Annotated in this window: 13 protein-coding genes and 1 tRNA gene; 9 read left to right on the top strand and 5 right to left on the bottom strand. The window is 50.1% G+C overall.

From position 1 onward, the window contains the following. The first annotated feature begins 27 nt into the window (after positions 1-27). From ACFO1S_RS11870 to ACFO1S_RS11845, 6 genes are all read left to right on the top strand, one after another. Positions 28-1902 carry a leucine-rich repeat domain-containing protein gene (locus ACFO1S_RS11870; RefSeq protein WP_204604996.1) on the top strand — a complete coding sequence of 625 codons (1875 nt, stop codon included), beginning with the start codon at positions 28-30 and terminating at the stop codon, positions 1900-1902. An 88-nt stretch (positions 1903-1990) separates the two neighbouring features. Next, a complete protein-coding gene (locus tag ACFO1S_RS11865) occupies positions 1991-2314 on the top strand; it encodes a DUF2834 domain-containing protein (protein ID WP_204604997.1) in 324 nt (107 codons plus the stop codon). Positions 2315-2580: 266 nt separating this feature from the next. Next, positions 2581-3609, top strand: a complete 1029-nt coding sequence (locus ACFO1S_RS11860; RefSeq protein WP_204604998.1) for a serine hydrolase domain-containing protein — start codon at positions 2581-2583, stop codon at positions 3607-3609. Between the two features lie 99 nt (positions 3610-3708). After that, positions 3709-4185: a hypothetical protein gene (locus tag ACFO1S_RS11855; protein ID WP_204604999.1), complete on the top strand. Its 477-nt coding sequence runs from the start codon at positions 3709-3711 to the stop codon at positions 4183-4185. 121 nt (positions 4186-4306) lie between these two features. Then, positions 4307-5512, top strand: coding sequence for a pectin acetylesterase-family hydrolase (locus ACFO1S_RS11850; RefSeq protein WP_204605000.1), 1206 nt, complete (start codon positions 4307-4309; stop codon positions 5510-5512). A 121-nt stretch (positions 5513-5633) separates the two neighbouring features. Next, positions 5634-5990: a nucleotide excision repair endonuclease gene (locus ACFO1S_RS11845; RefSeq protein WP_204605040.1), complete on the top strand. Its 357-nt coding sequence runs from the start codon at positions 5634-5636 to the stop codon at positions 5988-5990. A gap of 100 nt (positions 5991-6090) precedes the next feature. Here ACFO1S_RS11845 and ACFO1S_RS11840 read toward each other — a convergent pair. Both ACFO1S_RS11840 and ACFO1S_RS11835 read right to left on the bottom strand, forming a co-directional pair. After that, positions 6091-6167 (bottom strand) — tRNA-Met (locus ACFO1S_RS11840). A gap of 147 nt (positions 6168-6314) precedes the next feature. Beyond that, positions 6315-7217, bottom strand: a complete 903-nt coding sequence (locus ACFO1S_RS11835; RefSeq protein WP_204605001.1) for an SDR family NAD(P)-dependent oxidoreductase — start codon at positions 7215-7217, stop codon at positions 6315-6317. Between the two features lie 162 nt (positions 7218-7379). Between ACFO1S_RS11835 and ACFO1S_RS11830 the strand changes: the two genes are divergently transcribed. After that, positions 7380-7850, top strand: a complete 471-nt coding sequence (locus ACFO1S_RS11830) for a MarR family winged helix-turn-helix transcriptional regulator (RefSeq protein WP_204605002.1) — start codon at positions 7380-7382, stop codon at positions 7848-7850. 253 nt (positions 7851-8103) lie between these two features. Here ACFO1S_RS11830 and ACFO1S_RS11825 read toward each other — a convergent pair whose 3' ends face one another. From ACFO1S_RS11825 to ACFO1S_RS11815, 3 genes are read right to left on the bottom strand one after another with little or no spacing between them, the layout of a single operon-like run. Beyond that, a complete protein-coding gene (locus ACFO1S_RS11825) occupies positions 8104-8853 on the bottom strand; it encodes an SDR family NAD(P)-dependent oxidoreductase (protein ID WP_204605003.1) in 750 nt (249 codons plus the stop codon). A 21-nt stretch (positions 8854-8874) separates the two neighbouring features. Continuing rightward, the gene (locus ACFO1S_RS11820; protein ID WP_204605004.1) at positions 8875-9837 is read right to left on the bottom strand and encodes a helix-turn-helix transcriptional regulator; all 963 of its coding nucleotides are present in this window, start codon (positions 9835-9837) and stop codon (positions 8875-8877) included. 55 nt (positions 9838-9892) lie between these two features. Next, positions 9893-11443, bottom strand: a complete 1551-nt coding sequence (locus ACFO1S_RS11815; protein ID WP_204605005.1) for an MDR family MFS transporter — start codon at positions 11441-11443, stop codon at positions 9893-9895. 458 nt (positions 11444-11901) lie between these two features. Here ACFO1S_RS11815 and ACFO1S_RS11810 point away from each other — a divergent pair, with 458 nt between their 5' ends. Both ACFO1S_RS11810 and ACFO1S_RS11805 read left to right on the top strand, forming a co-directional pair. Then, positions 11902-14505: a winged helix-turn-helix domain-containing protein gene (locus ACFO1S_RS11810; protein ID WP_204605006.1), complete on the top strand. Its 2604-nt coding sequence runs from the start codon at positions 11902-11904 to the stop codon at positions 14503-14505. A gap of 199 nt (positions 14506-14704) precedes the next feature. Then, positions 14705-16209 (top strand): NHL domain-containing protein (locus ACFO1S_RS11805; protein ID WP_378126822.1); only part of this gene is annotated, 1505 nt, incomplete at its 3' end.

The raw sequence follows: 16209 nt of genomic DNA, 5'->3' as shown, positions 1-16209 counted from the left end.
CAGACTAGGATACTAGGAGAGGCGGCCGTGAAACTTATTTTACTGAAATGTCCCAATTGTAATGGAAATATCGAATACAAAGAAGGGGCTACGCTTAAATGTCCATATTGCAGTGCGGAATTAGTATTGAAGGAGAACAACGTTTATTACGTCGACCAAACGATTAACAATTATTACGGAACAGCTCCTGCCCGTACAACGGTCCAGCCCCAAGCGAATTTAAAGCGGTTGTTCGTTGTCCCGCTCATATTGATTATTGCCTTTGTCGGCTATTTCTTTTTGTATGACCGTTCGTCTCAAGAAAGCGGCGACTCACCGCTAGCGATTCGACAAGTGCCAGAGAGCGAGGCGCTTCTGTTCTTCTTGAAGGATATCTTTAATAAAGGCGAAGCCATGCCTACGGAAGAAGAGTTCGCCAGCATCCGCTATCTGTCAGTCCGCCATAGCGACGATCAGTGGCACTTTGATTATAGCCTTGACGATCCGTTTACGAATGAAAAAGCGGACATCGCCACCTACGTCGTCATGGACAAAACATTGAATGCGCAAAGAATAGAGCAGAAGGATTTTGAGGCGTTCAGCGGGCTGACCGTGTTGAATCTAACGGGGGAATACGAGATTTCGCAAGGCCAGAAAATCAGTTTTCGACACATGCCAGGGCTGCAAAGCTATTCAGGCGGGTTTAACGAATCGTTTGGATTAATTGCGGAGTATTTTAGCGATAAATCTAAAATAACGGAGCTCACCACGCAAATCCGAAGCAACGGGGAACTGGCCTTATTACTGCAGTTTCCGAACCTGCATTCGCTTAATATTACCTATATCAACGAGTCTGTGACGGATTTTCATCTATTGGCTCAACTGCCGTTAAAATCATTGTCTTTAAGTATTGTCGATGATTTGAAGTGGGTGTCTTCGTTGACCGGCTTGGAATCATTAACGATAGATAATAGCGATGCGACGGATTTTAGCGCGATGTATGCACTGAGTCAGTTAAAAGAGCTCAAGCTCTCGCTTGTAAGGAATTTGAAAACGATTGATTTTATACAAAATATGCCGAACCTGCAGTCTCTGGAGCTGAATTCCGTCGACCTTACGAATCTGGAACGCCTTAGAAACAAGTCGTCATTGACGAAGCTGCGTTTAGGTTCTCTCTATAAGATCGAATCCGTTGAGGTTCTGAACAGCTTAACATCACTGACCGAGCTGGCCGTAAATGGCTACAGTGGTGCGGTATCGCCGATCGCAGCGCCGAATTTAAGGAAAGCCGAATTAGTGGGTTCCTTCATCCCTAAGCTGGAGGCGCCTGCTTTAAGATCGCTGACAGTTTACCTTAGCGGGTCGGCTGGGGATCTGAATGGGGCAGAGTTAGTGAAATTCCCGCAGCTTGAAGAGCTTTCAGCGATGGAGTCCGGAGAGTTTATAGGCCTTCAAGCTTTAAATCGTCTGCCGAAGCTGCAAACGTTAAACTTGAATGAGACGGCTTTTTACAATGAAACTAGCGCGCTATTCAGCCTGCAGCATATAAAAACGATTGTTTGTATGGAATGCAGGCTCCAATTCAATAGTCAGAAGCCGTTTGCGAACAACACGCTAGAGCATTTAACTTTGCACCGCTCCTCTTATCGAATCGATAACGGGGACTGGTTGCATGAAATAGATAAGGTCATGCCGTACTTTGCCGATCTGACAGCCTTGCGTTCCTTTACGATGCAGGACGATTCGCTTCAATCGCTGCAATTCATGGAAAATTGGCCGCACATCGAAGTGCTTCACTTAGAAAATAATGCAATTTCCGATGTGGAGCCTTTAGTGAATCTGGAACAACTGCAGAAGCTATATATTTTGGGAAACCAAGTGCAGAACAAATCTGTTCTAGATAAGAGAGTTTTGATTTATTAAGGTTGGCAACTGTGAGTCGCGGTATGCGGCAGTTTTAGAAAATCGCGCTGCGAGCTTCTTGGAATTACAAAATAATGGAGGGTTATAAATGAAGTACTTTTACGGAGTATTATCTTTTTTGGGACTCGTCTTGCCCTATTCGCAATTCATCCCTTGGGTCGTGCGCAACGGCCTCGATTTGGCTCTCCTATTTGAAGCCATAACCAGTACGCGTATCGGAGCTTTTGCATGGATGGATGTTTTAGTTACCGCGATCGTGCTTATCGGATTCATTCTGTTAGAAGGCACCAGAAAGAGAATGAAATATTTATGGCTGCCGATTGCAGGTACGCTACTGGTAGGTCCCTCACTGGGTCTTCCCTTGTTTTTGTTTCTTCGACAATTACACTTGGAGAAAAACATTCTAAAATAACATCAAAGATGGGAACGGAAACATGGCCTGAACTGGTGGATGACGCTGTAATCAGGGATTTATTCTCTCGTACACAATTGAATTGATCATGTGGTATGAAGGAGCTGGCCGCGACAGCTCCTTTCGCATTTTTCGCCGTTAGCCCCGTTAAGCCGAGCCTTATCACAAATAGCGGTAAAAGTATAAAAAAGACGATGGCAAAAAATTTTATATCATAATATGCTTTGCTTAGACATCGATGTACTTAATTTAGAGGGAGAAGAAGTGTGAATAAAAAACTTACAGATTTCGAAAGTCTTATTAAAGCAGACTATGGTAATATTGCTGGTATTGTGGTAGTGCATGGCGGCGAAAGGGTATATGAAGGCTATTTTGACGGCTACACCGCTGATGATACCATCCATCTTGCATCGGTGACAAAGAGCGTTATTTCTGCGCTGATTGGCATTGCTATAGATAAAGGCTATATTAAAAGCATAGACCAGAAAGTATTGGAATTTTTCCCCGATTACACGGTCAAACGCGGCGAAAAATCGATACAGAATATCACAATAAAAAATATGCTGACCATGACCGCACCGTATAAGTACAAGTCGGAGCCATATACAAAGGTTTATACAAGCGCTGATTGGACAAAAGCTGCGCTGGACTTGTTGGGCGGTAAGAGCGGTCTCGGAGAGTTCAAATACTCCACCATCGGTATGCAGATTTTGTCAGGAATTCTCGCGAATGCAACAGGTCAATCTGTGCTTGATTTTGCCACGGAAAATCTGTTTGAACCACTTGGAATCCAAGCACCCCATAATGCTTTTATACATTGCAAAGAGGAGTATGTTGCTTTCCTTAAGGATAGATATGTTCGTGGTTGGGCGGTGGATCCCAAAGGCACGAACACCGCCGGTTGGGGACTTGCCTTAACGCCACGGGATATGGCCAAAATCGGTCAGCTATACTTAAATGGAGGCTTGTGGAACGGCAAGCAACTTCTATCCTCAAAATGGATCGAGGACAGCACCAAAGAAAACAGCAGATGGGGAGAGCTGCCATACGGCTATTTATGGTGGATTGTGGACAACAAGGAGCAGGGTTGTTACGCAGCTTTGGGCGACGGTGGAAATGCGATTTTCGTAAATCCCGAGAAGAAAACGGTAATTGCGATCGCTTCTCGTTTAATGCCGCGCGCGAAGGATAGAATTGAATTGATTGAAAAGCATATTGTACCGTTATTTGAAGATAAACAGGGAGACACAAACCCATTTATCGGTGAGATTGTGAGCGTTCGATGTAACGAGTAGTAGAACCGGCCGTAATCGTCAATGGTTCGTAATGGTGACGGCGTTAACTCGTATTCCGGCGGGGCTGCTGAATAAAGAAGCAGGAAGGAAGAGATAGTAATGAACCCTCTCGATTACATTGAATATTTGGGACACAGCAGCGTTTACCCTCCTTTGGTCGATCAGCTTTCGAGGGACAAGATACAGTGGCGGCCGAATGTGCAGAGGAAACTTGATACGACCTATTTTGTGAGTGGAGAGGGTGTTGTTCTCCATTTCAATATTGACGCTGAAAACAACGGTATCACCAAGAAAAGCGAGGGCGATTATATATTTGACGAATTAACAATGACGATCATGGAGGAAAATAAGAAACATGGGAAGTATCTCGGTCCACTTCCCTATGAATTGTTACCAAGTGATTCAAGAGCCCAGATCGAAGCCAAGCTTAGCACACCCACGAGAAGGGCCGAGGAGTTAGATAACTACTATTTGGATGGCCTTGTGTGGACGGCTGCCTTTGAAGGCGAAAGGTTTCAATTCCTGACGCTGGCTGTTCCAACGAAGGGCAAGCGAAAATATGGTCTCTGCCCATGATGTATTGCCGCAACCATTGCTTAGGATGACCAAGGATAGTACGTTACAGACGGTAGTGAATACCGTCTGTTTTTGTTGAACAACTTGTGGACGACTTTAGGGTTGAAAGGGCGGTCTTTGTATGGCAAAAAAGAAAAAAGGAAAAAGAATCAACAAGCTTCTTCTGACTGTGCTATGCGGAGTTGTGCTTATTTTGGGTGCTGTGGCGGGGTATATTTATTTCTTCGTACTTGAAAAGCCCGCCGAACCGGTTCAATGGGCTGATGCGGAGCGCTATGTCTGGAATAAAATCAAGTTTGACCAGGATGCACAAGTAATTTCTGCCGACGGCTCGGAATACTATTTGCTTGCCAATAAGGGAGCCGCCGCTGCTGAAGATAAATTGATTATTTATTTTTCCGGGGGCGGCGTGGCCTGGGATGCGGCGACTGCCGCGCAGCCGATCAGTCTGAGCAATGTTATGAAGAACGGCGAGATCAAATATTACTTTCCGAACATTCCATTCTTCAAAGTAAGTACGCTTGGCGGCCTGTTGAAAAATAATAACCCTGATAATCCGTTTAAGGATTGGAATATTGTATATATCCCTTATTCTACAGGCGATCTGCATATCGGGAATACATCCAAGGAATATACGAACGCCAAAGGCAAGCCGTTTACAATGCGTTACAACGGTCAAGCCAATACGCGCGCAGCCTTGGAATGGATTGCAGACCATTTCGCTGCGCCGGAGAAGATCCTCATAGCTGGAGAAAGCGCCGGAGGATTCGGAGCTGCCTTCTGGGCGCCTGAGATTGCGAAGCGCTACCCGGATGCCCGCATTTATCAATATTCGGACAGCTCCTACTTAAATGCCGACCGCTGGCCGGATATTATTGATAACGAATGGAAGGCCGACTTTGCGCCAACCTTTGGTTATGAAATCCAAGGCGATTTGATTTCGTCCGTATTAGCGGCGAACCGCAAGCTGCTCCCGGACAACGCGATACTTTTGCAGTCCAATACGCTTTATGACGAGTTGCTGTACGACTTTGAGAAGGATCTGAATGGTGACGTTTCGGACGATGACGAATATGTGCATCGCTGGTCGGCCCGCATGCTGCAATCTGCCGGAGAGCTAACCGAAGTATTGCTAGGCTACTATTATTACATCACGGATTACGGTCTTAACGAGAAGACGGGCAGGACACCGCATACACTCTCACCATTAAATCATTTCTACAAAGCCGAACAGGACGGGGTGAAGCTGATGAAGTGGCTGGACGATGCCGTGAATAGGGATGAATATTACTCCGTGGGGCGGCGTTTTGTAGAGAAAGAGGGCTGACGCTGTCGGTTGTAAGGCGCTTGTTCTTTTTATTATGATAAGATGAAGGGTAAAGGCAAGCAGCTACAGGTGCATGAGACGCACCGGAATAACCATGACGCAGAAGAGAGAGTGAATGTTAGTGATCCTAATAAAGGTTCCAACTCCGGAAGTTACGATTTACAAACAGGAGGCCCCAACACTTAGCCATATTTACGGCTTCACGGATTTCATTCTGATTCCTAGAGATAAAGCGGGGATCTTTATGTTCTATAATGATAAGGATGAACTCCTGTTCGTCGGTAAGGCGCGGAAGCTAAGACCTCGAATCAAGAAGCACTTTGAGGATACGGTGTCGGACATCAAAGACCATCGGAATGAAGTGACTAAAATCGAGGTTTGTTTAGTCGAGAATGCCGTTCATAGAGAAATTTACGAGACGTACATTATCAACGAGCACAAGGCCAAGTACAATGTGGATAAGGTGTTGTACAAGTAAGGGACAGACATGAGAGTATAAGATCATGAAAAAATGCCTTTAATCCACATTCAGCGGGTTAAAGGCATTTAAATATATGTACAGAGCTATAATTGTAAGTTGGTTGCGGGGGCAGGATTTGAACCTGCGGCCTTCGGGTTATGAGCCCGACGAGCTACCGGGCTGCTCCACCCCGCGATAGTAATACTAAGCATTATGATCTTAATGTTGGTCAGGATTCTCATCATACAGCAGTTTGATCCAATATGCAAGCTTTTAAGTTGGAGCGTGATTCCTATAAAGCCTTTCTTTGACGGTGTTTATAGTTAACTCTTTACTCATCGTTTATCTAATCCCTTCCACATCTATGCTTCTGGCAAGGAACCCTTTTTGCTCCAGCAATTCTTCTGTGGCATTCCACAGCTTGTGCTGCATTGCGGCATCTCCCCCGGGCGTTACCGGTTCGATTGGGTTTCCGGTTCCAACGTTAAAGTATCCGCCCGTCACTTTTTGATAATTCGACTCCGTGATCAATCGGGTGATAATATCGGCTCCTCTTTGCGGATCTCCAAGACGAAGAGCTTTCAACAGTCGTTCTAAAACGGATGCAAACCTAAGTTCTCGTCCAAGTCCGGTAACATTAAATCCTGGATTTAGCGCATTTACGCTGATTCCCGTATCAGCCCACTGCCGGGCCAACTCAGCGGTAAACATAATATTAAATAATTTGGTTTTCCCATAGATGGGGGATGAGCCCCGAGCGGTGAAGGGAGTTGTGTCCGTTAAATCCTCCGGAAGCTTCAGTACGCCGTGACGGCGTGAAGCTTCAGAGGCAACATTGACAACTCTGGCCTTGCCTGCGTTCTGCAGGGATGGCTTTATCATATGCGTCAACAGCCACGGCGCTAAATAATTGACAGCAATCATTTCAGGAAACCCCTCGGGTGTCGTGCGGGGCTCGAAGGCATGAATCCCCGCATTATTCAATAACACATCAATTTTAGGGTAGGCGGCGGCTATTTCACTGCCAACCCGTTTCACATCCTTCATAAGCGATAAATCTCCATAGAAAAAGTCAACTTTCACTGATGCTGTATTTGCCTCAATCTGTTTTCTCGTAGCTTCAGCGCGTCCTTTATTCCTAGCAGTCAGGACAAGGTCAAAACCGCGCCTTGCCAATTCAATCGCAACAAGTTGTCCCAGACCGCTGGTGGCCCCTGTTATGACAGCCGTTGATTTTTTAGACATAGTCATTTCTCCTCATGTGATACAATTTTTTTGAAGTATTCAGTCCTAAGGAGTGGTGAGACAGGGTTGATAGTTGACATATATCCACTATATTGATTTGATTGATATATGTGAATTAATTTAAAGGAGTTATTTTTTTGACTTAGAGAAAGGTGAGTGAGGATGAAAGATAATCAATTTAAAAATGAGCCGAGGGAACAACTTGAGATGGAGTTGGGCGAGCAGCTTAACGCCCTCATCAGCGCTTCCCATGCCCTTAATGCCAAAGCCGCGGCGAGATTCGATTCTTCCTTACAGCCTGCTGCCTTCCATATTGTTCGTTGGCTGTACTCTTATGGTCCAACAAATGCAGCCGCTTTAGCGGAATCAACTGCGATGGATCGCAGTTCGGTTAGTCGTCTTATCAAACAGCTCGAGTCCCTGGGGTATGTGAGAAGAGAGGCGTCCCCTAATGATGGTCGGGGAGTTGTATTGTCACTTACCGAGGAGGGGCGACAAAAAATACTGGGTGCGCTCAAGGAGAAAGAGTCTGTTTTTTTTGAGCGAATCTCGGACTGGAATAACACTGAGCTTCATGATTTTATCCAAATGCTCAGGCACTTTAATGGATTCAATCGTCAGATGAGAAAGTAATCCTGCGGCAGTGGCACCCGAACGGCGGAAAGAACTATACCACATTGGGGTAAGTTTTTTCCGCGGGCTGCGGGACGTGATGTACTTCGGGGGGACGACCGGTTCGAACGAGGCGAAGCTGTTGAGTTTGGCTGGCGGTTGCCTCACCTTCTAGTGGCCTCCGGGCTCAGAATATTGAGGCGGAGTAAAATGGAAACTGGCGAGAATCAACGCGCCTGCGAGACGGCAGAAGATGCAAAATAAGAGCTCGGGTCTATTCCATCACAAGTCCGCCGGTTACAGGCGTATAGGTTCCGGTAAGGAATCGCGCGTCATCCCCGGCGAGAAAAGATATGACTCCTGCTACGTCCTCCGGTTCGGCGACCCGGCCAAGCGGCGTAAAGCTGCCGACAACGCGGCTCTCTTCGTCGGAGATCGTCAGAGGCTCATTCAATCTAACGAAGCCGGGAGCGACGACATTCGCCGAGATGCCGTAGGGGCCGAATTCTTGGGCAATATAACGGGCGAAGGTGTCGAGCCCGCCCTTAGCCGTGCCGAATGCAATGTGCCCCGGAGTGGGATCTCGGCCCTCCGTGCTGGACAGGTAGACGATCCGGCCGAAGTGCTGCTCCGTCATCGTCGGAATGACCGCTTTCGTCGGCTCGAAGGCCGCCTTCATTTCTTCTCTCAGCTGTCGCTCGAATCGCTCCCAAGACAGCTCCGCGAAGGCTGCGGGCTCTGCATCCGTGCAGGCGTTGCAAACGAGCGCATCGATGCGTCCGAAGGCGTTCTTTACCTCTGTGACGAGTCGGCTCATCTGTTCCGCGCTGCGGACGTCCGCTTGAATCGATACGGCCTCTCCGCCGCCTGCGGCAATCTCGGACACGACGGATTCGGCTGCCGGATTGCTCCTGAAGTCGACGACAACGACCTTCGCGCCCCGTTTCGCCAATTGGATACATGTCGCTTTTCCTATTCCATTAGCTCCGCCAGTCACGATGGTTACTTTTTCGCTTAAGGACATGATGGTTTCTCCTCCCTTAACTCAGACTTGATCGGGTATAGCATACTGTTTCGCAATATCCAGCGCAGCTTGCCTGATCTTCGCGGCTATGTCGGCAGGTTCGAGCACGATAACGTCCGTCCCGTAATGTAGCACGCTTGTGATCAGCCACTTCTCGTTCCGATAGCTTGTTCGCACAATCAGCTTGCCGTCCGGCAGCCGTTCAATTTCGCCTTCGTCATAACGATCCATCACGGACACGGCAGCGGATGCCTTAAACTGAAAGACAACCGGAATCGCCTCTTGCTGGTTGCTCGCTTCGGGATTTACCCATCGGTCATTTAGCTCCGCAAGCGACTCCGCTCGGCGAACGAAGGTGTCGGACTGCATCGCCAACTCCCGGATTCGCGATAGCTTGAAGATTCGGTAGTCCCCGCGCAAGCGGCAATAGCCATGGAGGTACCAGGTATAATTCTTGAGCACAAGCGCCATCGGTTCGATCTCGCGCTCCTGCTCCTCTCCTTTTCTGCTCGTGTACTTGAGGCGAATCAGTCTCCGATCATTCACCGCTTGGCGAAGAGAATCGTAACGGCTCCGATCCTCTTCGCTATTTTTCCAAGGGGTAAAATCAATATGGATGCGTTCGCCTTCTCCGGCTCGCCCTTGCTCTGCTTGCGCTACCATGGCGCCTACTTTGCTGAGCAACAGATCCATATTCGTGCGATCATAGGCTTTCGTCGATTCAAGACCGCGGAGTGCGGTGGAAAGAGCAGTCAGCTCGTCGAAGGAAAGCAACTGCCGATCCAGCCGGAAGCTGTCCATAATTTCATAACCGCCTTCCATGCCGGTATAGGAAACGATAGGAATGCCGGCCTGACCAAGAGTATCTAGATCGCGATATACGGTGCGCAGAGACACCTCCAGGCGATCCGCCAATTCCTGCGCCTGTATCCTCTTCCGATTGAGCAGCAGAATGGTAATGGTCATTAGTCGTTCAAGCTTCATCGTAATCCCTCCTAGACCGGCATGGAGTCAGCCGATACATTCATTGATCTTAATGTTAATGCGCGGTTGCGAACCCTTCTCCTTCGGCAGCCGGGTCCATCTTATCCCTTGTCATCAAGAAAGCGGCGATCAGCGCCAAAGCAGCGGGAATAAGACTCCATGCGAAGGTGGTTCCTATCGAATTCGACAGTCCGTTCGTAATCGCCTCAAGCAACTGCGTATCGACGGATTGACGGAGCTCCGGGATGAGCAAGGAATGAGGATCGCTGATATCCAGTCCGGTGGGGACGGCGATCTTACCTGCTCCTAAAGAATGCGTAAGCTTTGAGATTAGGCTATGGCTCTGCACAATTCCGAAAATGGTTATGCCAAGCGCCATGCCGAGCGAGCGGTTGAAATTCAAGGTCGCGCTTGCAGCTCCGCGCTGTGTTGCCGGGAACGAATGAAGCACGGCGGTGCCTAACACCGAGAAGGAAGCGCCGATCCCCAGACCGATTAGAATCATAATCACGGTAATGAGAAGTCGAGAAGATTCTACAGTAATTTGCGAAAGGAGAGCAAGGCCGACCAGCAGCAGAGTTAGCGTTCCTATCATAATCGTACGGTATTGCAGCTTGGTCATTAGGAATCCTCCAAGCGTCGCAGTGACGACCGAGCCGATCATCATCGGCAGCAGCGTCAGCCCCGAATTGGAGGCCGATCCGCCGAGCACGCCTTGCACATAGATCGGGATGAAGATGGCTGCCGTCATGTACGCTGCGCCGCTGAGCATGGCGACTAGATTGCTCGTTGTGTACAGCCTGCTGCGGAACAAGCCAAACGAGATGATCGGTTCTTCCGCTTTCTTCTCCACTACGACGAGCAGGAGAGCAAGAACCGCGAAACCGGCGAACAAGCCGATAATTTGCGGGGAGCTCCATGCATAGGTTTTGCCTCCGAGCTCAAGTCCGAAGATGAAGCAGACGACAGCCCCGACGAGCAGAATAGCCCCGGCCCAATCGATCTTTTGTTTCGAATGCTGCGCAGACTCCTTATAGAACGCCGCAATCAAGAACAGGGCAATGAAGCCGAGCGGCAGATTGATGTAGAATATCCACGTCCAGTCGGCATGATCGGTGATATACCCGCCTAACAGCGGTCCAACGACACTCGACAGTCCGAACACCGCGCCGAACGCCCCCATCATTTTACCGCGATCCTTAGGGGAGACGACATCGAACAAAATCGTGAACGCGATGGATACCATCGCCCCGGCCCCGACGCCTTGAACGGCCCGGTAAAGACTTAGCTCGACGATGGACTGCGCCATTCCGCACAATGCGGAGCCGACCATGAACACGAAGATCCCGAAGATAAAGAAACGCTTGCGGCCATACATATCGGACAGCTTGCCGAAGATCGGCATGCACGCCATCTCCGTAACCATGTACGCTGTCGTGACCCATACGAATTTGTCGAGACCGCCCATCTCCCCGACGATGGTCCCCATAGCCGTTGACACAATCGTGTTATCCATCGAGGCCATCAGAATGGCGAGTAACAGCCCTCCCACGATTACAGCTAGTTTGTTGTGCGGTTTTTCCACAATGCCCCATTCCCTTCTCATACCTCAATTGATTGGTGTGCAATTATCTGGGATCATCATAAGCCTTCTTTGTTGACATCTGCGTGTCAGGGATGGGGCGGGTTTAAGAAAGTTTTTGGGGTTGGGGTGGGGGCTGACGGGCGGGTCCCCCCGACGACTGGCCAGCCCCGACAAGAAGATGTCTTACGGACGGATGACGTATCCAAGTGATGCGGGTGCTGCTGCTGGGGCAGGTTTATCGGGAGTTTAGCATTATGAGGGGGGAATTGGACCATAAGTAATCCGAAAACTTTGGCAGTAACTGCTTGCTGGCAGCAGAAAGGTGAAGGATTTCAAAGAATTTTGCCGAATTCTATTTATGCTGTATTTCCAAATAAAATTCCCCCAGTCCATAGTTTTCCCCATGAGTATCGTGCGTGATTTCTACCGCAGGATCATCATCTTTGTTCATTTTGGAATCGATCCTGGAGGGGTTTCAAGTGATTGTGAAGACCAAGCTATACATTCCGCATAAACGCCATGATTCGGTGCCGCGGCCAAGATTGATGCGCAAGCTGGACGAGGGGCTCGAAGCGAAGCTGACCTTGATCTCCGCGTCGGCCGGCTATGGGAAGACGACAGTGTTAAGCGAATGGGCCAGGCAGAGCGGAATTGCTGTCGCCTGGGTGTCGCTGGACAAGCAGGATGACGAGTGGATATCATTCTGGACCTATGTGACTTCTTCCATTCGGGGGCAAGCTCCCGGCTTCGCGCAGACGGTTATGCCGCTGCTGGCGAAGGGACCGTCGTCGTCATTCGCATCTTCGGAGCCTGCGGTTGCGGCTATGCTGAACGAGTTGAATCGGCTGCCCGGCGAACTCGCGATCGTATTGGACGACTATCATTGCATTGAGCTTCCCGAAATCCAGAGGTCGTTAAGTTTTTTCGTAGACCATTTACCTCCTCATATTCATTTGTATATCGCCAGCCGTATCGAACTGCCTATCCCTACTGCCAGGCTCTTGGCCAAGGGGGAAATGCGGCGGATTATGATCCAGGATTTACGTTTTCTTCCGGATGAAGGGGACGTTTTCTTCCGGGAAATCGCGGGTTTATCGTTGTCCAGAGAGCAGCTTGCGGAGCTTTACCATCAGACAGAAGGCTGGATCAGCGGCTTGCAGCTCGCGGCAATCTCTCTGAAGCGAAGCGATAATATTACGGAATCCATCCGGCAATTCAGCGGCCACCAAACTCATATCTCCGATTATTTGATGGAAGAGGTATACCTTCTGTTACCGGAGTCTACCCGCGCTTTTATGCTCCAAACCTCCATATTATCCCGCATGAATCATTCCTTGTGCGATGCTGTCACAGGCCAATCGAACGCTCAAGAGCAGCTTGAGCGATTGGAGAAGTGGAATTTATTCATTACCCCTCTGGACGATCAAAGGAACTGGTACCGTTATCATCACTTAATGTCCGATTTTTTGCGGCGAATGTTTATTCGAACCGATCCCGGACTATGGGCGCAAACGCATGTCCATGCCGCTCGTTGGCTGGAAAGCCACGGCTTCGAAGAGGAAGCGGCCGAGCATTATTTGGAAGGCAGACAGCACGAGGATGTCGTTCGGGTCATTGAGAACAATCTTCAAGCCTTCCTGCAGAAGAAGTTTGCCGTGCTAAGCAGATGGATCCTGCAACTGCCGGAGAGTGTCATCTCGAGGCGACCGATGGTGGAAATGTTCTATCTGCTCCTTCTGATTGGAATCCGGCAGTGGGACAAAGCCTCGGAGAAGATAGAGCGGGCCAAGCTTCGCTATGAAGCGCTGCAAGGGACGATGGATGACGCGGAATGGAAGAACGTCATGGGCAACCTCTATTACCTGTGTGCAACCTCCAGTTATTTCAAGAAAGATTTGACCAAGGTATCCGACTATTTCGAGCTGGTTGACCAGTATGCGCCGGAAGGCAGCTTCTTGCAAACAATCGGGAACAATCGATATAACGGCTACGATGAATTTGAGGATCATTTGACGTTTATTAACGATTATCATGGCGCCTCTGTGCTCTTGTTGAAATGGATCGCCCGGTGGGGAGACAAGAAAACGCACCCGTTTGCCGGGCGAATCCAAGCCTCCTACAGCAAGCTGCTGTATGAATGGAATCGGCTGGAGGAAGCCGAGCGCTGTATCGGTCAGGTCCTTCGTCCCCAGGATGCGCCGCCCAACACGAGGAGCATGCTGCAAATTTACGTTAGCGCCTCGCGAATTCAGCAGGCGCTGGACCATCCGGCTCGGGCGGCAGAGCTGCTGGAGCGGTTGAAGGTACAGATCGAATCTCCGGATTATGCCGTCTTTCTGCGGAAGATTGAAGCGGAGCAGGCTTGCCTGGCCGTAAGGCAGGGCTCCCTGCCTGCGGCAGAGGAATGGCTGGAACGATGCGGCATGACCCCGACGGATGAGATCCCGCTGAACGAAGCAGCCGAATATGCGGCTCTGGCCAGAGTGCTGGCCGCGTGCGGGCGGACGGACGAAGCGCTGTCGTTGTCGGAACGGCTGCAGCAGCTGTTCTGGAAAGAGGATCGTCTTCGGGAGCGAATCAGAATGCTCATTTTGCAAAGCGTGACGCATTACCGCAGCGGGCAGCCGAATAAGGCGATCGATCTGCTGGAGACGGCTTTGGGCTTGGCATGGCCGCAACGTTTCGTTCGCAGCTTTGTGGATGAAGGCCAAGTGATGGCGGAGCTGCTGACCGCTTATCAGAGAGCTCAGCAAGGCCGCCAACCCAGGAATGCTTCTTCCGTTCTCTTGAATTATGCCAATCATTTGCTTCAGGCTTTGAATCGTTTGCCGGCTGGATCGAAAGCGCCGATTAAGGCAGAAGTACGCGTCTTGCAGACCTTCCTGGTCGAAGAGCTGACGAATCGCGAGATGGAGATTGTACGTCTAATGGCCGAAGGGATGTCCAATAAGCAGATCGCTTCGCACTTGGGGATTACGGAAGGAACCGTCAAGAGTCACACGAACAATGTTTATGGCAAGTTGGGTGTCCGTACGAGAGTGCAGGCGATCAAAAAGGCAAGAGAGCTTCTGCTGCTAAGCTAGTCGATACTCATTCTAGTATAGCGGGCTATAGGCGATCCCCATCGGGACCTCGGCTATAGTCTGTTTTTGTTGGCACGATTTCGACGCTGTTTGACAAAAAGAGAGTTTTTTTATGTTGTCTATAACTTTCTCTAGATGTGCTTTGGTCGTCTTTCATATAGCTTTAACTTTGGCATAGTTTCTTGAGGGAGGAACAAGAATGCGTAACCACAAGGTCAAACCGATAATTGCTGCTGTTATGGCGCTTCTGTTAATGGGGCTCTCCTTGTTGGAAGGCTTCGGGGGCAAAGCCTATGCTGCTGGCCGGGAGATCATGGCCACGGTGGCGGGTTCAGGTTCGATGGCGTTCTCGGGAGACGGAGGACCGGCGACATCGGCTAGCCTGTACAGTCCTCGGGGCATGGCTATTGACGGCAGTGGGAATCTGTATATTGCGGATTCGAATAATAATCGGGTTCGGAGAATAGACAAGCTGACGGGGCACATCATCACGGTGGCGGGGAATGGACAGCAAGGATATGGGGGAGACGGCGGATTAGCGACGTCGGCTCAATTGACCGGGCCCACGGGCCTTGCTCTTGACAGCGTTGGAAATCTGTATATTGCGGCAGGCAGAACGGTGAGGAAGGTCGATACGTCAGGCGTCATCAGCACGGTCGCCGGCGATGGGAGCTACGGCAAATCGGGAGACGGAGGGTTGGCGACTTCGGCTAAGCTCAGCGTCCCTAATGATGTGGCCGTTGACAGCAACGGGAACCTGTATATCGCGGACATGGAGAACAACAGCATCCGTAAAGTCGATACGTCGGGCATCATCCATACCGTGGCAGGGGGCAACGACGAATACTACGGCGGCGACTTGGGAGACGGGGGCCTGGCTGCTTCCGCCGAGCTGAATCTACCGTGGGGCGTGGCTGTCGACGAGAATGACAATCTGTATATCGTAGACACAGGGCACAGTCGTATTCGTAAAGTCGATACGTCGGGCATCATCAGTACCGTGGCGGGCAACGGTTCTTTTGGCTATGGGGGAGACGGAGGCTCGGCGACATCGGCTCTATTGGGTGCTCCTCGGGACATCACGTTTGACGACGCGGGTAATCTGTATATCGCGGACTTCATCAACCATAGAATTCGGAAAGTGGAGAAGACGACTGGAACCATCAGCACGGTAGCGGGCAACGGTTCTGCTGGCTATTCGGGAGACGGGGGCCCGCCGACGTCCGCCCAGTTAAATTACCCCTATGCAGCTGCGATTGACGGGAACGGATATCTCTATATCGCGGAAATGACGAATCATAGGATACGAAGAGTGGGCCCTTCCAATAATGCCGCCCTGGAAGGTCTGGCCTTGTCGAGCGGGAGCCTGAATCCGGCATTCGCAGCGGAGACTACAGGCTATTTGGCAAGCTTGGCGAATGACGTAAGCAGCATTACGGTCACGCCGACCGTAAGCGACAGCTACGCAACGGTTACCGTTAACGGTACGCAGGTAGGGAGCGGTTCGACAACAAGTGCAATTAGCTTGAGCGTGGGTGACGCCATTACGATTGTGGTAACCGCTGAGGACGGCACGACGAGGACGTATACCGTGACGCGGGCGATAAGCAGCAACGCGAACCTGAGCGGCTTGACGCTATCCAGCGGCAGCCTAAGCCCGTCGTTTGCATCGGGCACGCTCAGCTACACGGCCAGCGTGGCGAA

It is taken from the genome of Cohnella boryungensis, assembly GCF_042651945.1.
GTDB classification, from domain to species: Bacteria; Bacillota; Bacilli; order Paenibacillales; family Paenibacillaceae; genus Cohnella; species Cohnella boryungensis.
The sequence above is the reverse complement of the archived record's forward strand: the minus strand, read 5'-3'. Positions and strand labels throughout refer to the sequence as shown.